Raw genomic sequence first — 21,797 nt, forward strand, 5'->3', positions numbered from 1 at the left:
CCCGCACCCTGCTGGCAAAAACAAAGCAACCCCGCGCGGCGTTTCCACCGGCGGGGCGCAAGATCTGCATTCGCAAAGGATCAGGCGGCAGCCTGGGCCTTCTCGATATCTTTCTTGATCTTCAGGGCCTTGGCCGAGAGATCGTCGGCCTTCGCCTTGGCAAGGAAGGCATCCAGACCGCCGCGGTGATCCACGGTGCGCAGGGCGTGGTTCGACACCTTCAGCTTGAAGGGGCGGCCCAGCGTGTCGGAGATCAGCGTCACATCCTGCAGGTTGGGCAGAAAGCGACGGCGGGTTTTGTTGTTGGCGTGGCTGACGTTGTTGCCAGTCATCGGGCCTTTGCCGGTCAGTTCGCAGACGCGAGACATGGTTTCATCCTCGTGCTCAAATGAGAGAGGCGCCACCCTTTGCCGGGGGCGCCCCGAATTTCGTTTCGTGCGTTTAGGGGCAAAGCCGGGAGGCGTCAAGCCTCGTCAGGCGGGCTTGGGGGCAGTTCCTGCGATTCCGCCCTCTTTTCCTTGCGCTTTTCCACCGACGGCCCCGGCCCGCCCGAGCCGGGCGCGGCCATCAGCGGCGCATCGGGGCGGGCCGTGGGGTGGTAGGATTCGCTCGGGTCTTCCATGATCACCCGCGACCGGCGGGAGAGAAACAGCTTACCCCAGCCCATGAACCGCCCGATCGAGGGGGCGTTCACATCCTGCGGAAATTCCGCTGCCCAGCCCTCGGGCAGCGGCAGCCCGCAATCCGCCAGCCGCCCCAGCATCCACACCAGCGAGATATTGGCCAGCGGCCGCGCCTTGAGAAAGGGCGTGATATGCCCGCCCACGTCGCCGTGGCTGCCCCTGAACCACACCTGCTCCAGCCGCTCCCCCGGCCAGCCCTCCCGGCTCTGCCACATCACCGGGGCGTAGGCCTGCCGCGTCTCGTCCAGCGCCAACGCGTGAAAGCCGTTCTTCACCACCGCGCCAAGGTTGTGGTTGTGAAAGGCATGCGCATCGTTGGTGAACCGCCAGAGCACCGGCAGCCGCACGCCAAGGCTCTTCACAGTGTCCCAGCAGCCCACCGCCTCGATCCGCACGTCATTGTGGCAATAGGCCAGCCGGAAGCGCAGCGCCGCCTCGCTGCCACCGCCCGCGCGATAGTGCCGCCAAACCTGCCGGATGCCCCGCACAGTGGCATTGTCGCGCTTCAGCAGGCCCACGGTGTCGATACAGCCCGCAAGGCTGCGCACCGCATAGGCCCCGCGCGAATAGCCGATCAGGTATATCCGGTCGCCGGGCCGGTAGCGGCTGGCCAGAAAGCCATAGGCCCGCTGGATCTGCCGATTGATTCCCCGGCCCGCCACCACATCGCCCGTGCTCTTCCAGTCGCGCCACTGGATGCCCGGCTCGTAATGCACCGAGAGCCGCCCGCCCCGCGCCGCCCGCCTGAGCAGCTTGAAGGTCAGGCCCGCGTTGGTCTCGTGCTTGTTCCGCAGGCTCGACATGGTGCCATCGAGCACCACCACATGGCACACTGGCTCCCGCGTGGTCGGGCGCGGCGTGTTTCGTTCACGCCGTCCCGGCCAGAAGGAGCCAATCAGCTCACGAAGCGTCACCTTCCGCCTCTTTCAACAGCGCCCAGACCCGCTGCGGGGTGAAGGGCACCTGCGCATTGCGCACACCCTTGTCCCAGAGCGCGTCGATCACCGCGTTGGTCACGGCGGCCATCGCGCCCACCGTCCCGGCCTCACCGCAGCCTTTCATGCCCAGCGGATTCTGGATCGAAGGCACCGGGTGCGCGTCGAAGCCGTAGAACGGCAGGTCGATGGCGCGCGGCATGGCGTAGTCCATGAACGAGCCGGTCAGCAGCTGGCCGTCCTCGTCATACACCGCGTTCTCCATCAGGATCTGCCCCACGCCCTGCGCCACGCCGCCATGCACCTGGCCCATGGCCAGCGTCGGGTTCACGAGGTTGCCGAAGTCATCGACCACAAGGTAGCGGACAAGCTGCACATGGCCGGTCTCCGGGTCCACTTCGACCTCGCAGAAATGCCCGCCGTTCGGATAGCTGCGGCCATCCAGCTTGGCGCGACCCTCATGCCGCAGCAGGTCATCGCGGCCTTTCTCGCGGGCCATCTCGGCGGCGTCGATCATCGTGGGCCGGCGGTTGGAGCCCGGCGCGCCAAAGCTGCCGTCCTCGAACTCCACCTCATCCACGCCCAACTCCTCGGCCACGAAGGGCGCGAAGGCCTCGACCATCACGTTGACGGCGGCGATGGTGGCATTGGTCTGGTTCGTCACCGAGCGCGAGCCGCCCGTGCCGCCGCCCGTGGCGATCCGGTCACTGTCGCCCTGCACCACCCGGATCTTCTCCACCGGGATGCCGCTGCGCTCTTCGAGGAAGGCGGCATAGACCGTCTCATGCCCCTGCCCGTTCGACTGGGTGCCCACCATCAGGTCCACCATGCCGTCCTCGGCAAATTCCACGGTCGCACCCTCGGTCGGGTCACCCAGAATGGACTCGATGTAATAGGCCAGCCCGTAGCCCCGCAGCAGCCCCTTGGCCTCGCTCTGCGCCTTGCGGGCCTTGTAGCCCTCAAGGTCGGCGGCCTTCTCCACATCGGCCAGCACCGCGTGGAAATCGCCCACGTCGTAAAGCTCGCCGCTGAAGGTCTTGTAGGGAAACTGGTCACCGGGGATGAAGTTCTTGCGCCGCAGCTCCCACGGGCTGACGCCCAGCTGCCGCGCCGCCTCGTCCATCATCCGCTCCAGCACGAAGATCGCCTCTGGCCGCCCGGCGCCCCGGTAAGCGTCCATCTGCGCGGTGTTGGTATAGTAGCCCTTGCAGTCCAGATAGGCGGTCTGGATCTGGTAGGTGCCGGGGAAGACCCGGGCAAAGAGGAACGACTGGATGTATTGCCCGAAGCCCGAGTTGTAGGCCCCCATGTTCGAGCGGTTCTCGCATTTGTAGGCGGTGATCTTGTGGTTCTCGTCAAACCCAAGCTCCGCCACGCTCACCAGATCGCGGCCGCCGTGATCGCTCTGCAACCCCTCGCCGCGCTCGCTCATCCAGCGCACCGGGTGGTCCAGCTTCCGCGCCGCCCATGCCACCACGCAATGCTCGGGAAACTCCTGCCCCTTCAGGCCAAAGCCGCCGCCCACATCGGGGTGCGTCACCCGCACGTTCTCCTCGTCGAGCCCGAGGTGGCGCGCCAGCGAGGCCTTCTGGGCCCAAACCCCCTGCCCGCTGAAACACAGGTGAATGCGGCCATCGCCCCACTCGGCCCAAGCCCCGCGCGGCTCCATCGAAACGATCATCACCCGGTTGTCGACAACCTCGAGCTTCACCCGGTGCTTCGAGCCTTCCAGCGCCGCCTCGGTCGCCTCCGCGTCGCCCTGCGCCCAGTGATAAGCCATGTTGTCCGGCGCTTCCGGGTGCAGCGCCTCGCCGCCTGGGGCCAGCTCCATGTGGGCGGGCAGCTCGTCGAAATCCAGCTCGATCGCCTCGGCGGCATCCTTGGCCTGCTCCAGCGTCTCGGCCACCACCACGGCAATCGGATCGCCCACAAAGCGCATCCGCTCTTCCACCAGCACCGGGCGCTTTGCATCGGCCCCCTTGGAGCCGTCCACGTTGTCTACCCGCGCACCTTCCAGCAGCAGGTCCACCCCGTCCGCCTTCATCTCCGCTGCACCCGCCACCAGCTTCACGCCGGGCATTGCACGCGCATCGTCCAGCCCCAGGGCGGTCAGCTTGGCGTGGCCCACCGGGCTGCGCAGAAAGTAAGCATGCAGCGCGCCTTCGGGCACCGAGTCTTCCAGATAGTTCCCGTGCCCGGTCAGAAACCGCACATCCTCGACCCGTTTCAACGATTGGCTTTTTCCGAACGCATTCATGCGGCGTGCTCCCTCTTGGCTGGCCCGTGAGACACTAGCCCTCTGCGCCCCACTGTCCAGAGCCAGCACGGGCTTTCCCTCGCCCGCCCGAACGGGTATCCCCTCGCCCCAACAGCAAGACGAGCCGGAGAGCCACAATGGCGATGGAAAAGACGTTCGACGCAAGCGAAGCCGAAGGCCGCATCTACGCGGCATGGGAGAAGGCAGGCGCCTTCGCCGCCGGTGTGGCCGCGCGTCGCCCCGAGACCTATTCCATCATGATCCCGCCGCCCAACGTGACCGGCTCGCTCCACATGGGCCACGCCTTCAACAATACGTTGCAGGATATCCTCATCCGCTGGCACCGGATGCGCGGGTTCGACACGCTCTGGCAGCCCGGCACCGACCACGCGGGCATCGCCACGCAGATGGTCACCGAGCGCGAGATGGCCGCCAAAGGCGAGCCGACCCGTGTCGAGATGGGCCGCGAGAAGTTTCTTGAGCGGGTCTGGCAGCAAAAGGTCGCCTCGCGCGGCACCATCATCGGCCAGCTCAAGCGCCTCGGCGCCTCCTGTGACTGGTCCCGCGAGGCCTTCACCATGGGCGGCGCGGCGGGCGACCCCGATGCCGAGAGCGGCGCGCCCAACTTCCACGACGCCGTCATCAAGGTCTTCGTCGACATGTACGAAAAAGGCCTGATCTACCGCGGCAAACGCCTCGTCAACTGGGACCCGCATTTCGAGACCGCCATCTCCGATCTCGAGGTCGAAAACATCGAGACGCCGGGCCACATGTGGCACTTCAAATACCCGCTGGCGGGCGGCGAAACCTACGAATACGTCGAGAAGGACGAGGACGGAAACGTCACCCTCCGCGAGACCCGCGACTACATCTCCATCGCCACCACCCGGCCCGAGACCATGCTCGGCGACGGTGCCGTCGCCGTTCACCCATCGGATGAACGCTACGCCCCAATTATCGGAAAACTCTGCGAAATCCCGGTCGGCCCCAAGGAGCACCGCCGGCTGATCCCGATCATCACCGATGAATACCCGGACCCAACCTTCGGCTCGGGCGCGGTCAAGATCACCGGCGCCCACGACTTCAACGACTACGGCGTTGCCACCCGCAACAACATCCCGCTTTACCGCCTGATGGACACCAAGGCGAACCTGCGCGACGACGGCGAGGATTACGCCAGCTGCGCTGCCCGCGCCCAGCAAATCGCCAATGGCGCGGAGTTCACCGAAGCCGAGGTCGACACCCTCAACCTCGTGCCCGACGACCTGCGCGGCCTCGACCGTTTCGAAGCCCGCAAGAAGGTCGTCGCCCAGATCACCGACGAGGGCCTCGCCGTCATGGTCCCCGCTCCGCCGGATGACGAGGGCGAAACCTGCTTCGACGGCGGCATGATGCCCTACGTCGAGGACAAGCCGATCATGCAGCCCTTCGGAGACCGCTCCAAGGTCGTCATCGAGCCCATGCTCACAGACCAGTGGTTCGTCGATGCCGAAAAGATCGTCGGCCCCGCGCTGGATGCCGTCCGATCCGGCGAGGTCAAAATCCTTCCCGAAAGCGGCGAAAAAACCTACTACCACTGGCTCGACAACATCGAACCCTGGTGCATATCCCGCCAACTCTGGTGGGGCCATCAGATCCCGGTGTGGTATGGCCTCGACCTCTCCGCTCCTGACTTCAAGGATGATGAGAACGATGGCGCGCTCGACCACGTCGAGCTGGCCCGCCTGCTGGGCGAGGGCATGGTCCACGCCGGCACCGTCCACCACTGCGCCGCCGCCTTTGAGACCGTCACCCACAAGTTCAAGAACGAGCTGGCCGACACCCCCACCCCGATCAACCACGCCCGCATCACCGAGGTCGCCTCCCGCGCCGAGGCGATCGACGTGCTCGCCGCCTCGCTCGCGCAGTATAACGTCAGCCAAGACCCGACCGACCTGACCTACCCCGTCTGGCGCGACCCCGACGTGCTCGACACATGGTTCTCCTCCGGCCTCTGGCCCATCGGCACCCTCGGCTGGCCCGAGCAGACCCCGGAGTTGGCCAAATACTTCCCCACCTCCACCCTCGTCACCGGGCAGGACATCCTCTTCTTCTGGGTCGCCCGGATGATGATGATGCAGCTCGCGGTCGTCGGCCAAGTCCCCTTCACAGAGGTCTACCTCCACGGCCTCGTCCGCGACGCCAAGGGCAAGAAGATGTCCAAGTCCGTGGGCAACGTGATCGACCCGCTGGAGATCATCGACGAATACGGCGCCGACGCCCTGCGCTTCTCCTCCGCCGCCATGGCCGCCCTCGGCGGCGTGCTCAAGCTCGACACCCAGCGCATCGCAGGCTACCGAAACTTCGGCACCAAACTCTGGAACGCCGCCCGTTTCGCCGAGATGAACGGCGTTTTTGAGGCCCGGCCCAAGGCCACCCCGAAGCCCACCTCCACCGTCAACCGCTGGATCATCGGCGAGCTCGCCAAGACCCGCCAAGCCGTTGACGAAGCGATGCAAAACTACCGCTTCAATGATGCCGCGCAGGCGCTCTACAGCTTCACCTGGGGCACCTTCTGCGACTGGTACATCGAGTTCTCCAAGCCGCTCTTCGACACCGACGCGGCACGCGAAACCCGCGAAACCATGTCCTGGGCGCTTGATCAGGTCCTGATCCTGCTGCACCCGATCATGCCCTTCATCACCGAGGAGCTCTGGACCGAGAAGGGCCACGACGGTTTCGTGATGCACGCCGAATGGCCCGAATACGGCCCCGAGCTGATCGACCCGGCGGCGGATACCGAGGTCAACTGGGTCATCTCCCTGATCGAGGCGATCCGCTCCGCCCGTGCCCAAATGCACGTCCCCGCAGGCCTCCACGTCCCGCTCATCCAAGTCTCCCTCACCCCCGAGGGCGAGGCCGCCTACGCGGCAGGCGAGGCCCTCATCAAGCGCCTCGCCCGCGTCGAAAGCCTCACCAAGGCCGACGAGATGCCCAAGGGCGCCATCACGATTCCCGTCTCCGGCGGCACCTTCGGCCTCCCCGTCGCCGACCTTATCGACATCGACGAAGAGAAAGCCCGGCTGGAGAAGACCCTGGGCAAACTCGCCAAGGAGATTGGCGGGCTCCAAGGCCGCCTGAAGAACCCCAAGTTCGCCGAAAACGCCCCGCCCGAAGTGGTCGAGGAGGCCGAGGCCAACCTCGCCGAACGGCAGGAAGAAGAAGCCAAGCTGAAAGAGGCGCTCGCCCGCCTCGCAGAGATCGGATAAGCGCATGGCCCAGGTATCGCCCGAAATCAAAACCCTGTTCCAGCAGGCCCAGCGGGCGCAGTCCTCCGGCCAGCTCGATGTGGCGCAGGCGCTCTTTGCCAAGATCCTCCGCCTCAACGAGCGCCTCCCCGAGGTTCACTTCCACCTCGGCCGGCTCGAGATGCAGCGCCGCGCGCCTAAGAAGGCCCTCAAGCACCTGCGCCGCGCACAGGAGCTCAAGCCCACCGAGCCGATGGTCTGGCGCCTTCTGCTCGACGCGCTGATCGCCGCGGGCGACTCTCGCGGCGTCGACAAGCTGCTCAAATCCGCCGAAACCGCGCCTCTGACCCCGCAGGTCTTCCGCGAACTCGAGATGAAGGCCCGCACCGGCAACCGCTCTGGCGAGGCCAATCTCGGCAGCGCCGATCCCGCCGCCTTTCAGGAGGCGGTGCGCCTCTTCCAGTCCGGCCAGGCCGCCGAGGCTGCCGAAGCCGCCGAGGCCCTCCACCGCCGCCATCCCGGCGTCGCGCCCATCCTCGCCGTGCTCGGAGCCTCCCGCGCGGCGCTGGCCCAGCTCGACGAGGCCGAAACCGCCTATCGCGAGGCCATCCGCCTCGATGACAGCTACGCCGAAGCGCACCTGCAACTCGGCCAGCTGCTCCAGTCCCGCCGCCGCTTCGACGAGGCCACCCCTCTGCTGGAACGCGCCCGCGAGCTCATGGCCGACAGCCCTCTCGTCGCCAAGTTCCTCGGCATGAACTACACCGACAGAGACCACGCCAACTCCGCCCTGCCGCTGCTCGAAAAAGCCCACGCCGAGCTGCCGGACGACCCGGAGGCCGCCTTCGCCCTCTCCCGCTGCCTCTTCGCCCTCCGGCGTTTCGAAGATGCCCGCGCCACCTTCGCCTCCTGGGCCGAGCGGCCCTCCGCCCCGCCACCGCACCTCGCACTGATGGGCAATATCCTCAACGAACTGGAGCAGACAGACAGCGCCCGCGCCTTCTACGAGCGCGCCCTCGCCGCCCGCCCCAACTTCGGCCCGGGACTCTCCGGCCTTGCATGGATCGCCCATCACTCCGGTGATTTCGACCTCTCGGCCAAGTATTTCGCACAGGCCTGCGAGAGCGGCACTATCGACGGGCGCCTTGCCCGCAACTATTCCGCCGGTCGCAAGCTGCTGGAGGATGATCCGATCCTGCCGCAGATCCGCGCCGCCTATGAGGAAGGCACCGAGGTGCCCGGCACGCGCGCCGATCTCGCCTTCGCCCTCGCAAAAGCCGCTGAAGATCAGGGCCGCCCGGCGGAAGCCTTCGAGCTGCTGCGCATCGGCAATGACACTCTGGCCGAGCGTTTCCCGCCGCGCGACCGCCTCGTGCAAGGCCTAAACGAACGCGCCCGCCTCACATGGCGCCCCGACACCGCACCAGTCGACGCCACCGATGCCCCCCGGCTCATCTTCATCTCCGGCATGCCCCGCTCCGGCACCACGCTGGTCGAGCAGATCGTCTCCAGCCACAGCACCGTGACCCCCGGCGGCGAAATCGGCCTGCTCAACGGCGCACTCTCCGACCGCCAGCGCCTCGCAGTTGTCGAAGAACGCGGCCTGACCGCCTCCGAGCTGCGCGCCACCGCGGGTGAAATTGCCCAGCGGGCCCGCACCCTCGCCCCCGAAGCCAGCGTGTTGACCGACAAGGCCGTGCTCGCCAACGCCGATCTGGGTTTCGCGCCCCAGCTCTGCCCCGGCAGCCGCTTCATCGTCGTCCGCCGAGATCCGCGCGACAACTGCCTATCGATCTACAAGAACCGCTTCGCCGACGGCACCCACCGCTACACCACCGACCTCAAGGAACTGGCCCACAACTACCTCGCCTTCCTCAAGGGCATGGAATTCTGGCGCGAGGCCGCACCCGAGGCCTTCCTTGAAGTCCGCTACGAAGACCTCATCGGCGACCCGGAGGCCGGCGCCCGCGCCCTGATTGACTATTGCGGCCTTGAGTGGGAAGAAGCCTGCCTGCGGTTCTATGAAAACGCCCGCACCGTGCGCACCCTCTCGGCCTATCAGGTCCGCCAGCCGATTTACTCCTCCTCGGTCGGCGCATGGCGCAAGTTCGAGGCCGAGCTCAAACCGCTGATCGACATTCTGCGCGACGGCGGTGCCTTGGAGGAATGGGACTGAGGGCTGAACGGCCCTCACACCTCTTTCATCGCAAAGGCCAACGCCGCCCCGCCAAGCGCCACACCTGCGAACACCGCCAGCACCACGCCCGGCCCCGCTGCCGAGGCCAGCAGGCCAAAGAGCCCGCCGCCCAGCAGCGCCACGCCAACCGTGGTGTTGGCCACCGCGGTGTAGCTCGCCCGGCTCTCCTCCGGGGCGAGGTTCACAAGGTAGGTCGAGCGCCCCACCCGCACGCCGCGATAGCTTACCATCAGGCCAAAGAGCACCAGCGGCGCGGCCCATGCCGTGCCCATCGCGCCACCCCAGCCGAGCGCCACGCCGAGGCCCAGAAAGCCCGCCGCCACCGCACCCGAGATAGCCAGCACCAGCCGTGAGGACCGGTCCGACAAGCGCCCCCAGACCCAGCCAGAGACCAGCCCCGCCAGCGCCGAGGCAGCCAGCATCGCCCCCAAGGCGCCCCAGCGGTCGTCACCCGCTTCGCCTGCCAGCATCACGAGGTAGGGCGGCGCCAGCGCGGTAGGCAAAAGCAGCACCCGCGCCACCACGAAGCGCCGCAAATCCGCATCCTCCCAGAGCAACGACAGCTGCCCCAAGCCGGTCGCCTCGCCCTCGGCGTCGCCGGGCCGGTCTTCCTCGGCAATTGTCGAAAAAATGAAAGCCGCACCCAGCCAAGCCGCCCCTGCCAGCGCAATCGCGCCTGCCACAAGTTGAAATCTTTCAAGCAGCCCGAGCATCAGCACGCCCGCAAACAGCAGCACCCCGGCCGAGGCAACGGAGGCCGCAAGCCCCGTCACCGTCCCCCGGCGCGGCTTGTCCACCGACTTGCCCAGCACGTCCTTGAAGCTCACCGAACAAACCGAGCGCGCCACCGCCAGCACCGCCAGTGCTGCAACGATCACCACGCCAGCGGCCCAGCCCTCCAGCAACAACGCCGCCCCCAGGATCACCAGTGCTGCCAAGCCTTGCCCGGCAGCCCCCGCTGCCCAAGCCCACTTGCGCCGCCCCATCCCCCGGATACGGGCCGCGGTAAACAGCTGCGGCACCAATGCCCCGGCCTCCCGCACCGGCACCAGCAGGCCCGTCAGAGCCGCCGGAGCGCCCAGCGCCCCCATCAGCCACGACAGCACCAGCTTGGGGTCAATCAGCCCGTCCGCCAACTTGCTCAGAGAAAGCGCAGCCCCGTGCCGCAAAAAATTCCCCGCCTCCGCCTCCCGCGCGGCCTCGGTAATATCCTCCGCCTCGGCGCGGCTCTCATCGGTCAGCGTCTCGAACGCCCGGTCTGCAACAGTCATGCAACATATACGCCCCAGCCCCCGCCCGGTTCACTTTCTTGCTGAAAATACCCATTCCAGCCGCCGCCACCCGCGCTACGGTTGACACCGCCCGCCCGACCCGCCAAAGAGCGATCACACCATAACCCGCAACCGGGCGTTCCGTGGGCGCCAAACTGACGAGGAGAGCCGATATGGCCCAGATTTCCCTCACCTTGCCCGATGGCAATTCGCGCGACTACGAGGCCGGGATCACCCCCGCCGAGGTCGCTGCATCCATCTCCAAATCGCTCGCCAAATCCGCCATATCCGCGATGGTCGACGGCAAGCACCACGATCTCGCCTGGCCGATCGAGGCCGATGCCCAGATCGCCATCAACACCATGAAGGAGGATGCGCCCGCGCTGGAGCTGATCCGCCACGACTTCGCCCATGTCATGGCCCGCGCCGTGCAGGAGCTCTGGCCCGACACCAAGGTCACCATCGGCCCGGTGATCGAGAACGGCTGGTACTACGACTTCGACCGTGAAGAGCCCTTCACGCCCGAGGATCTCGGCGCCATCGAGGCCAAGATGAAGCAGATCATCAACACCCGCGACGCCGTCCGCACAGAGGTCTGGTCCCGCGCCGATGCCATCGCGCATTACGAAAACACCGGCGAGAACTACAAGGTCGAGCTGGTCGGCATGATCCCCGACGATGGCCAGCCGATCCGCATGTATTGGCACGGCGACTGGCAGGATCTTTGCCGCGGCCCGCACCTGCAACACACCGGCCAACTCCCCGCCGACGCCTTCAAACTGATGAAGGTCGCCGGGGCCTACTGGCGCGGCGACTCCAGCCGCCCGATGCTCCAGCGCATCTACGGCGTCGCCTTCAAAAATCGCGAAGACCTCAAGGCCCACCTCACCTTCCTTGAAGAGGCCGAAAAGCGCGATCACCGCCGCTTGGGGCGCGAGATGGATCTCTTCCACATGCAGGAGGAGGCCCCCGGCCAAGTCTTCTGGCACCCCAACGGCTGGACGATCTACACCGCCCTGCAAGACTACATGCGCCGCAAGCAGCGCGCTGGCGGCTACCGCGAGATCAACACGCCGCAGGTGGTCGACCGCAAGCTCTGGGAGGCCTCAGGCCACTGGGAGAAGTACCAGCACCACATGTTCCTCGTGGAGGTGGACGAGTCCCGCGATGGCGAGAACGACGACGCCACCAAGGCCAAGGACCACAGCCAGACCCGGATCAACGCGCTCAAGCCGATGAACTGCCCCTGCCACGTGCAGGTGTTCAACCAGGGCCTCAAGTCCTACCGCGACCTGCCCCTGCGCCTTGCCGAATTTGGTTCCTGCTCGCGCTTCGAGCCCTCCGGCGCGCTCCACGGCATCATGCGCGTGCGCGGCTTTACCCAAGACGACGCGCATATCTTCTGCACCGAAGAGCAGATCCAGGAAGAATGCGCCCGCTTCATCGACTTCCTCGCCAACATCTACGAAGAGCTCGGCTTCCCCGAGTTCGAGATCAAGTTCGCCACCCGCCCTGAAAAGCGCGTGGGCAGCGAGGAATCGTGGGATTACGTCGAGAACGCCCTCGAAAACGCCATCAAGGCCGTGGGCCGCGATTATACGCTCGAGCCGGGCGACGGCGCCTTCTACGGCCCCAAGCTCGACTTCTATCTGACCGACGCCATCGGCCGGGTCTGGCAATGCGGCACCTTCCAGGTCGATCCCAACCTGCCCGAGCGCCTCGGCGCCACCTACATCGGGCAGGACGGCGAAAAGCACCGCCCCTTCATGCTGCACCGCGCCACGCTGGGCAGCTTCGAGCGCTTCGTCGGCATCCTGATTGAGAACTGGGAGGGCAAGCTGCCGTTCTGGCTCGCGCCCCGTCAGGTGGTGGTCGCCTCCATCACCTCCGAGGCCGATGCCTACGTGAACGAGGTGGTAGCCGCGCTGCAAGCCAAGGGCATCCGCGCCGAGGCTGACACCCGCAACGAGAAAATCAACTACAAGGTCCGTGAGCACTCGGTCGGCAAGGTGCCGGTCATCCTCGCCTGCGGCGGCCGCGAGGTCGAGGAGCGCACCGTCTCCGTCCGCCGTCTCGGCGAGAAACAGACCGCCGTGCAATCGCTCGACGAGATCGTGGCAACCCTCGCCGCCGAGGCCACGCCGCCCGATCTGCGGTAACATCCCTGACACCCACGTGAGCGCCGCCCCGCACCCCGCCGGGCGGCGCTTTCATTTTGTAACCATGTGTCGCCAACTCACGGCTTCGTGGGGGAAAATGTTACAAAACAGAGCAACCACCTCACGGGCAAAACCCCTGCTTTTCAGTGGCTTGCCAATTTTCAGCAAATTTTCTGCACCGCAAAAACCGGCTGCAATCATAACGGGCGCGTGTGTTCACAGGCCTGTCAATGGCGCGTGATCACCCCCCGGACATAGATTTTTGACATCCCCGGACGGATGACCCGGGGGCCAAGACAAACCTTGAAAAACCAACCAACCCAAGGGGATACCCATGTCCAAGACCGTCAAGACCCTCGCCGTGGCTGCTTCCGTCGCCGCTGCCATGACCGCCGCCACCACTGCCTCGGCCCAGAGCCAGGAAAAGTGCTTCGGCGTGTCGCTGGCCGGTGAAAATGACTGCGCCGCCGGCCCCGGCACCACCTGCAAGGGCACCTCGACCGTTGACTATCAGGGCAACGCCTGGACCCTCGTGGCCGCTGGCACCTGCGCCGACATCGAGCTGCCCGAAATGGCCGACGGCACCGCGCGCATGGGCTCGCTCGAAGAGCTCGACCGCGACCTGCCCGCCTCCTAAAACCTTCGCGCCCGGCTCCCTGCGGGGCCGGGCGCACCCCTTCCTGCACCGGAGAGCGACATGTCCCGCATTTCCGATTTTCGCCTCCCCGCCGGGGTGGGCGTTGGCTACAAAGCCCAGCATTTCAATGAGTTGGTGAGCGCGCCCGGCTGCGTCTCATGGCTCGAAATCCACGCCGAGAATTACATGGGCGATGGCGGCCGCCCGCTGGCCCAGCTTCGTCACCTCTCAGAGCGCTTCCCCATCTCCGTTCACGGTGTAGGCCTCTCCATCGGCGGCGAGGCACCGCTTGACCCCGATCATCTGGCTCGCCTCAAGCACCTCTGCGACTGGCTCCAGCCCGCCTCCTTCTCCGAGCACCTCGCATGGTCCACCCACGAGGGCGCCTTTTTGAACGATCTGCTGCCGCTGCCCTACACCGAGGCCACCCTCTCCCGCGTCTGCGACCACATCGACGCGCTCCAAGCCGCCATCGGCCGCGCCATGATGCTCGAGAACCCCTCCACCTACCTCGCCTTCGCGGAATCCGAGATGGAGGAAACCGACTTTCTCGCCGAGATCGCCCGCCGCACCGGGTGCGGATTGCTCCTGGATGTCAACAACGTCTACGTCGCCTCTACCAACCAGCAGCGCGAGCCGCTTGACTATATCGAACATTTCCCGCTCTCCGCCGTCCACGAGATCCACCTCGGCGGCCATGACGAGCAGAGCGATGAACACGGCGACCGCCTCCTGATCGACAGCCACGATGCCGAGGTCGTCGACCCGGTCTGGCAGCTCTACCGCGAAACCATCCGCCGATCCGGCCCCCGCCCCACGCTCATCGAGTGGGATGCCAACATCCCCCCCTATGCCGAGCTGGAGGCCGAGGCCGCCCGCGCCGCCGCCATTCTCGAGCCAGTCGCAGCATGAGCCAGTCCGCCTTCCATACTGCCCTGCTCGACCCGGCCACCCCGGCCCCCGAGGGGCTGGTCGACCCAAAGGGCCGCCCGGCTGGCAAGCGCTTCGATGTCTACCGCAACAACGTGGTCGTCTCGCTCTCCGAGGCGCTGGCCGAGGCCTTCCCGGTCTGCCAGGCTATTGTCGGCGAAGAGTTTTTCACCGCCCTCGCCGGGCAATACGTGCGCCAGCACCCGCCCCGCGATCCGCGCATCGCCACATGGGGCACCACCCTCCCCGCCTTCCTGGAATCCTTCCCCCCAGTCGCCCACCTGCCCTACCTGCCCGATGTGGCCCGGCTGGAGCAGGCCCTGCGCGAGAGCTACCACGCCGCCGACAGCACACCTATCGACCCGGCTACCATTACAACTGACAGCCGCTTCGCCCTCGCCCCCAGCGTCCGCCTCGTGCAATCACCCTATCCGATCCACGCGATCTGGCGCTTCACCCGGGGCGAGGGGTCCAAGCCCGCGCCGCAGGCCCAATCCGTCCTCGTCACCCGCCCCGGCTACGACCCGCAGCTCACCGTCCTGCAACCGCAGGCCCCCGCCTTCCTCGCCGGTCTTGCCGCTGGCGAAACGCTTGAAGAGGCCACGCCAGACGGCTTCGACATCACCGAAACCCTCACCGCCCTGATCACCGGCGGTGCGCTTACGGAGCCCCAGCCATGACCCGCCTCCTCAGCCTCTACGATGCCATCGCGACCCAGCTGGAGGCCGCCGCACCGTGGCTCATCCCCACCCTTGCCCGTCTCGTCTTTGCGGGCGTGCTGCTGGTCTATTACCTCAACTCCGGCCTCGCGAAGTTCGGTGAGGGGATCCTCGGCCTTTTCCGCCCCGACGCGGGCGCCTACGTCACCATCTTTCCCAAGGCGATGGAGGCCGTCAGCTACGATGTGAGCCAGCTCGGCATCTTCCACTGGGCCGTCACCCTCGCCGGCACATGGGCCGAGGTGATCCTCCCCATCGCCATCGTCATCGGCCTCTTCACCCGCCTCGCCTCGCTGGCGATGATCGGCTTCGTCTTCGTGCAGAGCGTGGTCGATGTTTATGGCCATGGCGTCACCGGCGATGACATCGGCGCATGGTTCGACGCGCCATCAAACGCCCTCCTGCTCGATCAACGCGCCTTCTGGGTCTTCGCCCTCGGCGTTCTGGTGCTGCGCGGCGCCGGGCCAATCTCGGTAGACCGCGCGCTCATGGCCTATTGCGGCCCCTCCGCCGCCCCGGCCTGAGCGCCTAGCCCAGCACCTCGGCCTGCACATCCGCGCCCCAGCCCAGCCAGAGCCGCCCGTTCTTTTCGATCACCGGACGCTTCATCAGCGTCGGATGGGCCGCCAGCAAATCCAGCGGTGCAGACGCGCGCTCCTGCTCCGACAATCCGCGCCATGTGGTGGATTTCCGGTTCACCAGCGCCTCCCCGAAGGCCGCATGAAACTGCTCCAATTGCCCCTGCGTAAGCGGATTTTCGCGCACGTCCACCAGCACCCCACCGCTCGCTTTCACCGCTTTTCGGCAGGTATCACACGTCTTTAACCCGTAAATTTTCATCGCTTCCGCCCCTTTTTTCGCCAAGACCGCCGAGAATCCGATTCCTCGCCCGGCTTTGTCTTGCGTTTTTTACAACTCGAAACAATCCTCATACCCACGGAGACTTCACGACCGATACTGCCTCAGATGCGGACCGGAAGATTGAAGACCGGACTGCATGTGCCCCGCAGATCAGGGGCCGAAAACAAAGAGGGAGAAACGGAATGCCCACCGGCACCGTGAAATGGTTCAATACGACTAAGGGTTACGGGTTCATTGCACCCGACGATGGCGGAAAGGACATTTTCGTCCATATCTCCGCCGTGGAGCGCGCGGGCCTCACCGGCCTCGCCGACAACCAGAAGATCAGCTACGAGATGATCCCCGGCCGCGATGGCCGCGAAAGCGCGGGCGACCTCAAGCTGCTCTGACCGGCGCATCAGGGGCCGAGCAATCCGCCAAGCCCCGACCCTCTAAAACAAAAGGCCGCCGGTCTTGCCGTCGGCCTCTCTCTTTTTCTCTGCTTTTCCGACTGCCTGCGCAGAACGGCCCGGCTAGTTGGCGCGTCGTCCCGGCGTGGCCTTCATCGCTCCGTAGCTGACCGTCTGGTTCGGCGTGCCACAGCTGATCACCCCGTCGAGCGTCACCGGCTGAAGCCCCTCGGGGCAAAAGTTCTCGCCCGGATAGGCATAGATCTTCGGCGCATCCGCCTTGCCCTCTGCCAGCGCGGCCCCCGCGCCCAGCAGCAGCCCGATTGCCGTTATCGAAACACTCTTGCGCATGATACCTTCTCCTTGGCCAAAGCCCCCAAAGCCCATTCGCGGCAGCCAGGCGGGCCTGAGAACCCAATTCCGTTACAGTGTTATCGCAATTCCGCGTCAAAACAATTTCCAGATCAGAAACAGATTGTCGCGAATACCCCGGATCGGTGCTTAAGCCACGCTTTCCGGCGCGACCGAAACCGCCTTCAAAACCGCAAACACATCGCGCCCCGGGCCAAGTGCCATCGCCTCTGCCGAGCGCCGCGTGACCCGCGCCAGAAGCACCTGCCCGCCCGCCTCCAAGCGGGCAATTGCTCCGGGGCCGGTGCCCATCCGCACTTCCGTCACCCGCGCGGGCCAGACGTTGAGCGCCGAAATGCCGCGCGGCGCCTCGTTCGCCAGCATCACATCGGCCGCCTCGATATGCACCCGCAGCACCGCGCCCACCGGGTGGCTCACCACCGGCAGATGCAGCCGCAACCCGCCCGCTTCCAGCTCGCTCAACCCGTCCTTGTGATGCGCCAGCACCCGCGCCTCCAGCACCGAGCCTGCCGCCCTCGGGCCGAGCGGAGTGACTTGCGGGTCGCCCAGCACATCCGCCGCCGGGCCTTGCCGCACCACCTTGCCCTCCGCCAGCGCCACCACCGTCGTCGCCAGCCGGGCCACCTCTGCGGGGGCATGCGACACGTAGAGCACCGGCACCCCCATCTCCGCGCCAAGCCGCTCGAAATAGGGCAATATCTCTGCCTTCCGCGCTTCGTCCAGCGCCGCCAGCGGCTCATCGGCCAGCAGCATCCGCGGCCCGGCCATAAGTGCCCGGCCAATCGCAACCCGCTGCCGCTCACCGCCCGAGAGCGCCCCGGGGCGGCGGTCCAGCAGCGGCCCGATGCCCAGCATCTCCACCACCCGCGCCTCCTCCGGCCCGCGCTTCGAGAACCAGCGCCCGTAGCGCAGGTTTTGCGCCACCGTCAGATGCGGAAACAGCCGCGCATCCTGAAAGATGCAGCCCATCCGGCGTTTGTGGGCAGGCAGGTTCACCCCGACGCGGCTGTCGAACAACACCTCGCCCTCCACCGTGATCCGCCCCGCATCGGGCTTCGCCAACCCCGCCACCGCATTGATGATGCTCGATTTTCCTGCGCCCGAGCGGCCATAGAGCACGGTGATCCCGGCAGGCGCGGCGAAGGCCACATCAAGGGTGAATCCCCCCAGCTTCATCACCAGTGCCACATCCAGCGTCATCGGCCCGCCACCCGTGCGGCAACCCGGCGCGAGAGCCATTCGCTCAGCAGCAAGGCCCCCAACGCCACGACCAGCGCCACCACCACCAGCCGCCAGGCCGAGGCCTCCGCGCCCGGCACCTGCATGAAGTTATGCACCGCCAGCGGCAGCGTCTGGGTTTCTCCGGGGATGTTGGAAACAAAGGTGATCGTCGCGCCGAACTCCCCCATCGCCTTGGCGAAAGCCAGCACCCCGCCCGCGATCACGCCGGGCAAGATCAGCGGCAGCGTCACGGTGCAAAACACCCATGCCCGCGAGGCCCCCAGCGTCGCCGCCGCCTGCTCCAGCTTCGGGTCCACCGCCTCCACCGAGAGCCGGATCGCCCGCACCAGCAGCGGGAACCCCATGATCCCGGCCGCCAGCGCCGCGCCCGTCCAACGAAAGGCAAAGACTAGGCCGATCTCGGCCAGCGCCCCGCCCAGCCAGCCCCTCGTGCCAAAGGTCATCAAGAGCAGATAGCCCGTCACGACCGGCGGCAGCACCAGCGGCAAATGCACCAGCCCATTCACGATCTCCCGCCCCGGAAACCGCCAGCGTGCCAGCGCCACGGCCACGAAGATGCCCGGCGGCAGGGCGAACAGCGTCGCCCAGAAGGCCACCTTCAGCGAAAGCGCTACCGCCGCCCATTCCTCCGGCCCGAGCCAGCTCACTCGGGCAGCCCAAAGCCGTGGCGGGCAAAGATCTCCGCCGCCTCGGGCGATTGCAGATAGGCCATCAACGGCCCGCCCGCTTCGCTCAGTGCTGCCACCGGGTAGATGATCGGCGGATGACTCTCCGCCGGAAACTCCGCCACGACCCGCACCCCCGGCTCGGCCAGCGCATCCGTCGCATAAACGATCCCCAGCGGCGCCTCGCCCAGCGCCACCAGCGCCAGCGCCGCGCGCACGTTGTCGGCCTGTACCACCCGCGGCGCCACGCTGTCCCAGAGAGTGAGGCGCTCAAGCGCCGTCTTGCCGTAAATCCCCGCAGGCACCGCCTCCACCAGCGCCATCGCCACCCGGTCGTCGCCCTCCAGTGCCTCCAGCCCCACGCGCAGGTCATCGGCCCCGGCCACCAGCACCAACGCGTTGCTCAGCAAGTCCGCCCGTTCAAGCGCCACGCCCTCGGCTTCCAGCCAGTCGACCCACTCCGGGTTGGCCGAGATAAACACATCCGCCGGTGCCCCCGCAGCGATCTGCCGCGCCAGCGCCGAAGACCCTGCATAAGAGACCCGCGCCTCCCCGCTCCAGCCTGCCACGACCTCGTCCAGCGCGCCCTTCAGCGATGCGGCGGCAAACACTGTCACGCTCTCCGCCCGCGCCGTCACCGCGCCGAGCATCATCAGAACTGCCAGAAAAACCCGTTTCATGTCCGCGAGCCTAGCGCCCCACCGTAGGGTCGGCAATCTGCCCGCCGCCCCCACCATGGTCCTACCGCCGCAGCCACTCCCGCAGCACGCAGCGCGGCTCACTTTCGCGCAGCACCTGCTCGCCCGCCAGCCGCCAGTCGGCCTCGTCGAACGCGGGCATGAAGGCATCGGCTCCCTCGATCTCAAGCTCCACCTCGGTGATCAGCAGCCTGTCGGCCTGCCCCATGAAAGCACTGAAAATCCCTTCACCGCCAATGCCATAGACCCGCCGGTGCCCGGCGTCATGGGCATAGTTCAGCGCATGGCCCGGTTGGTGAAAGCTATGCACGCCCAGATCGGTGCGCGACGAGACCACAAGGTTCAGTCGATCCGGCAGAGGTTTGAACGGCAGGCTCTCCCAAGTCTTGCGCCCCATGATCACCGCGCCGCCCAGCGTTTCGCGCTTGAAGAACTTCAGGTCCTCCGGCGCCCGCCAAGGGATGTCTCCATCCTTGCCGATCGCGCCATTCCGGTCGCGTGCAACGATCAGGCTCAGCATTACACTGCCACCGGTGCCTTGATCGCGGGCGCAGGGTCATACCCCTCGATCACGAAATCCTCGAACCGGAAGTCAAAGAGGCTCTCCACATCCCGCGCCAGCCGCAGCCTCGGCAGCTCCCGTGGCTCGCGCGAAAGCTGCTCCTGCACCTGCTCCATATGGTTGGAGTAAATGTGCGCATCGCCAATCGAATGCACGAACTCACCCGGCTCATAGCCCGTCACGTGGGCCAGCATCACCGCGAGCAGCGCGTAGCTGGCAATGTTGAACGGCACGCCAAGGAACATGTCCGCCGACCGCTGGTAAAGCTGCAAATGCAGCTTCCCGCCCAGCACCCGCACCTGCCAGAGCGTATGGCAAGGCGGCAGCGCCATCTCGTCCACCTCGCCGGGGTTCCACGCGCTCACGATCAGGCGGCGGCTGTCGGGCGTGGCCTTGATCCGCTCTACCAGCGTCGCGATCTGGTCCACCGAGCGGCGCTCGTAAAGCCGCTGCCCGTTCGCCACCGCATCCGTCGGCACAAGCTGCGGAAAGTCCCGCCATTGCCGCCCATAGACCGGCCCGAGATCACCGTTCTCATCGGCCCACTCGTCCCAAATGCTCACGCCGTTCTCTTTCAGATACCGGATGTTGGTATCGCCCGAGAGAAACCACAGCAGCTCATGGATGATCGACCGCAGATGCAGCTTCTTCGTCGTCACCAGCGGAAAGCTCTTGCTGAGGTCATACCGCGCCTGAAGCCCGAAGGCGCTGACCGTGCCCGTGCCCGTGCGGTCGGTCGAAACCTCGCCCCGCTCCAGCACTTCCCTCAGGGCGTCCAGATACTGCCTCACCGATTCCCCCGTTTTCTGCTGCGCATTTGCCCTACCACATATCGCGGCCCTGCGAAAAGCGCGCCCTTCATCTTGTAAAATCCGGCCCGAACGGGTGGATCGGCAACGCTCACCCCTTTCCCGCCCGATTTCGTTCACAAATCGTTGACACCTGCCCCCGCCACACGGAAATTAAGGCCAAACGAAGAGCAGTCACAAATAAGAACGAGTTCGCCATGCGCTCCAGCCTGTCCGCCATTGCCCTCCTCGCCCTTCTTTCGGCCTGCGGTGGAGGCGGCGAAGGAAACCCCGTCACCGGCGGGCCCGGCAACGAAACCGGCACCGACAGCGGCAGCCCCGCCAATGATAGCGCGGTCACGACCGGCACCACCACCCGCCGCGTCGCGGGCGACCTCACCGGCGTCACCCTGAATGGCGACAACACGCTCACCATCGACGACCTGCCCTTTGACGGCCCCGAAGGCACCGGCGCAGAGCGCTACACCTATATGGGCCTCGCCGCGGTGGAGGCCACCGGCGCCCCCTTCGCGCAGTATGAAAGCGGCGATGCCAGCGCCGAGACCAACCAGCGCAAATATTTCGCAGTCTACGGCGCAGGCGCCTACACCACCGCCAGCGCGGTCGGCACGGGCGATTACAACGGCTTCGGCTGGGGCGGCGCGCAATACACCCGCAGCGGCGTGTCCGCGCCCGACATCGCCCGTCAGGGCGAGGCCGTTTACGAAGGCGGCTACGCTGGCGTGCGGGTCTCGACTTTCGGCGGCGGCGAGAATGACGTGAGCTTCACCACCGCCGACGCCACCATCGAGGTCGACTTCCTCGACTTCGAGACCACCGGCGCGATCGAAGGCGCAATCGGCGTGCGCAACGTCTACGACATCAATGGCGCCTTCCTCGGCACCCTGCCCGCCATCAGCCTCGCCACCGCCTACTCCGATGAAGACGGCTTCATCTTCGACGGCGCCGCCTCCTCGCTCGACCGTACCGGCAGCAACGCCGGTGATGTCTTCGAGAGCGGCACGTGGGAGGGCGCCTTCGCCGGGCCCAACTCCGAGGAGATCGTCGGCCTGATCGTCATCACCGGCCCGGCACGGGAAGGTCAGAGCGATGCCGGCGGCTTCACGCAAACCGGTCTCGACGATGATACCGTCGATGGTTTCAACGCGCAGGAAACCGGCGTCTTCATCGCCACGGATCCGTAA

General features: G+C 66.4%; 20 protein-coding genes. 9 read left to right on the forward strand and 11 right to left on the reverse strand.

Going from position 1 to position 21,797, the window contains the following annotated elements:
• Positions 1 to 80: 80 nt before the first annotated feature.
• From rpmB to KUV38_RS10315, 3 genes are all read right to left on the reverse strand, one after another.
• Positions 81 to 368, reverse strand: coding sequence for a 50S ribosomal protein L28 (rpmB, locus tag KUV38_RS10305; RefSeq protein ID WP_222469960.1), 288 nt, complete (start codon positions 366 to 368; stop codon positions 81 to 83).
• A gap of 95 nt (positions 369 to 463) precedes the next feature.
• A complete protein-coding gene (locus tag KUV38_RS10310) occupies positions 464 to 1,597 on the reverse strand; it encodes a T6SS phospholipase effector Tle1-like catalytic domain-containing protein (protein ID WP_222469961.1) in 1,134 nt (377 codons plus the stop codon).
• The gene (locus KUV38_RS10315) at positions 1,584 to 3,875 is read right to left on the reverse strand and encodes a xanthine dehydrogenase family protein molybdopterin-binding subunit (RefSeq protein ID WP_222469962.1); all 2,292 of its coding nucleotides are present in this window, start codon (positions 3,873 to 3,875) and stop codon (positions 1,584 to 1,586) included. Before KUV38_RS10315 ends, KUV38_RS10310 begins: the two co-directional genes overlap by 14 nt.
• 137 nt (positions 3,876 to 4,012) lie before the next feature.
• Here KUV38_RS10315 and KUV38_RS10320 point away from each other — a divergent pair, with 137 nt between their 5' ends.
• Positions 4,013 to 7,123 carry a valine--tRNA ligase gene (locus KUV38_RS10320; protein ID WP_222469963.1) on the forward strand — a complete coding sequence of 1,037 codons (3,111 nt, stop codon included), beginning with the start codon at positions 4,013 to 4,015 and terminating at the stop codon, positions 7,121 to 7,123.
• 4 nt (positions 7,124 to 7,127) lie between these two features.
• Entirely contained in the window at positions 7,128 to 9,278 is a 2,151-nt protein-coding gene (locus tag KUV38_RS10325; protein WP_222469964.1) for a tetratricopeptide repeat-containing sulfotransferase family protein, read from the forward strand.
• A 14-nt stretch (positions 9,279 to 9,292) separates the two neighbouring features.
• Here KUV38_RS10325 and KUV38_RS10330 read toward each other — a convergent pair whose 3' ends face one another.
• Entirely contained in the window at positions 9,293 to 10,570 is a 1,278-nt protein-coding gene (locus tag KUV38_RS10330; RefSeq protein WP_222469965.1) for an MFS transporter, read from the reverse strand.
• Between the two features lie 173 nt (positions 10,571 to 10,743).
• On the opposite strand from KUV38_RS10330, the gene thrS reads away from it, so the two are divergent.
• The 5 genes from thrS (at position 10,744) to KUV38_RS10355 (ending at position 15,539) form a co-directional block, all read left to right on the forward strand.
• The gene (gene thrS, locus KUV38_RS10335) at positions 10,744 to 12,729 is read left to right on the forward strand and encodes a threonine--tRNA ligase (RefSeq protein WP_222469966.1); all 1,986 of its coding nucleotides are present in this window, start codon (positions 10,744 to 10,746) and stop codon (positions 12,727 to 12,729) included.
• A 334-nt stretch (positions 12,730 to 13,063) separates the two neighbouring features.
• Positions 13,064 to 13,366, forward strand: coding sequence for a DUF2282 domain-containing protein (locus KUV38_RS10340; protein ID WP_222469967.1), 303 nt, complete (start codon positions 13,064 to 13,066; stop codon positions 13,364 to 13,366).
• A 60-nt stretch (positions 13,367 to 13,426) separates the two neighbouring features.
• Positions 13,427 to 14,278, forward strand: a complete 852-nt coding sequence (locus KUV38_RS10345) for a DUF692 domain-containing protein (RefSeq protein ID WP_222469968.1) — start codon at positions 13,427 to 13,429, stop codon at positions 14,276 to 14,278.
• On the forward strand, positions 14,275 to 14,976 hold the full coding sequence (locus KUV38_RS10350) for a DUF2063 domain-containing protein (RefSeq protein ID WP_222469969.1): 702 nt from the start codon (positions 14,275 to 14,277) through the stop codon (positions 14,974 to 14,976). Before KUV38_RS10345 ends, KUV38_RS10350 begins: the two co-directional genes overlap by 4 nt.
• On the forward strand, positions 14,973 to 15,539 hold the full coding sequence (locus KUV38_RS10355) for a DoxX family protein (RefSeq protein ID WP_222469970.1): 567 nt from the start codon (positions 14,973 to 14,975) through the stop codon (positions 15,537 to 15,539). Before KUV38_RS10350 ends, KUV38_RS10355 begins: the two co-directional genes overlap by 4 nt.
• A 4-nt stretch (positions 15,540 to 15,543) precedes the next feature.
• On the opposite strand, the gene KUV38_RS10360 is transcribed toward KUV38_RS10355, so the two are convergent.
• On the reverse strand, positions 15,544 to 15,855 hold the full coding sequence (locus KUV38_RS10360) for an arsenate reductase family protein (RefSeq protein ID WP_222469971.1): 312 nt from the start codon (positions 15,853 to 15,855) through the stop codon (positions 15,544 to 15,546).
• 203 nt (positions 15,856 to 16,058) lie between these two features.
• Here KUV38_RS10360 and KUV38_RS10365 point away from each other — a divergent pair, with 203 nt between their 5' ends.
• Positions 16,059 to 16,265 (forward strand): cold-shock protein, encoded by a 207-nt coding sequence (locus KUV38_RS10365; protein WP_074254814.1) that lies wholly within the window; start codon positions 16,059 to 16,061, stop codon positions 16,263 to 16,265.
• Positions 16,266 to 16,388: 123 nt separating this feature from the next.
• Here KUV38_RS10365 and KUV38_RS10370 read toward each other — a convergent pair whose 3' ends face one another.
• The 6 genes from KUV38_RS10370 to KUV38_RS10395 all read right to left on the reverse strand — a co-directional run bounded on the left by KUV38_RS10370 (position 16,389) and on the right by KUV38_RS10395 (position 20,595).
• Positions 16,389 to 16,616 (reverse strand): hypothetical protein, encoded by a 228-nt coding sequence (locus KUV38_RS10370; RefSeq protein WP_222469972.1) that lies wholly within the window; start codon positions 16,614 to 16,616, stop codon positions 16,389 to 16,391.
• 150 nt (positions 16,617 to 16,766) lie between these two features.
• Positions 16,767 to 17,837 (reverse strand): molybdenum ABC transporter ATP-binding protein, encoded by a 1,071-nt coding sequence (modC, locus tag KUV38_RS10375; protein ID WP_222471037.1) that lies wholly within the window; start codon positions 17,835 to 17,837, stop codon positions 16,767 to 16,769.
• Positions 17,834 to 18,526, reverse strand: coding sequence for a molybdate ABC transporter permease subunit (gene modB / locus KUV38_RS10380; RefSeq protein ID WP_222469973.1), 693 nt, complete (start codon positions 18,524 to 18,526; stop codon positions 17,834 to 17,836). Before modB ends, modC begins: the two co-directional genes overlap by 4 nt.
• The gene (gene modA, locus KUV38_RS10385; protein ID WP_222469974.1) at positions 18,523 to 19,224 is read right to left on the reverse strand and encodes a molybdate ABC transporter substrate-binding protein; all 702 of its coding nucleotides are present in this window, start codon (positions 19,222 to 19,224) and stop codon (positions 18,523 to 18,525) included. Before modA ends, modB begins: the two co-directional genes overlap by 4 nt.
• Positions 19,225 to 19,285: 61 nt before the next feature.
• A complete protein-coding gene (locus KUV38_RS10390; protein ID WP_222469975.1) occupies positions 19,286 to 19,762 on the reverse strand; it encodes a dihydrofolate reductase in 477 nt (158 codons plus the stop codon).
• Positions 19,762 to 20,595: a thymidylate synthase gene (locus tag KUV38_RS10395; protein ID WP_222469976.1), complete on the reverse strand. Its 834-nt coding sequence runs from the start codon at positions 20,593 to 20,595 to the stop codon at positions 19,762 to 19,764. The genes KUV38_RS10390 and KUV38_RS10395 overlap by 1 nt, the downstream gene beginning before the upstream one ends.
• 215 nt (positions 20,596 to 20,810) lie before the next feature.
• On the opposite strand from KUV38_RS10395, the gene KUV38_RS10400 reads away from it, so the two are divergent.
• Positions 20,811 to 21,797, forward strand: coding sequence for a hypothetical protein (locus tag KUV38_RS10400; RefSeq protein ID WP_222469977.1), 987 nt, complete (start codon positions 20,811 to 20,813; stop codon positions 21,795 to 21,797).

The sequence above is a fragment of the Vannielia litorea genome, assembly GCF_019801175.1.
Lineage (GTDB): Bacteria > Pseudomonadota > Alphaproteobacteria > Rhodobacterales > Rhodobacteraceae > Vannielia > Vannielia litorea_B.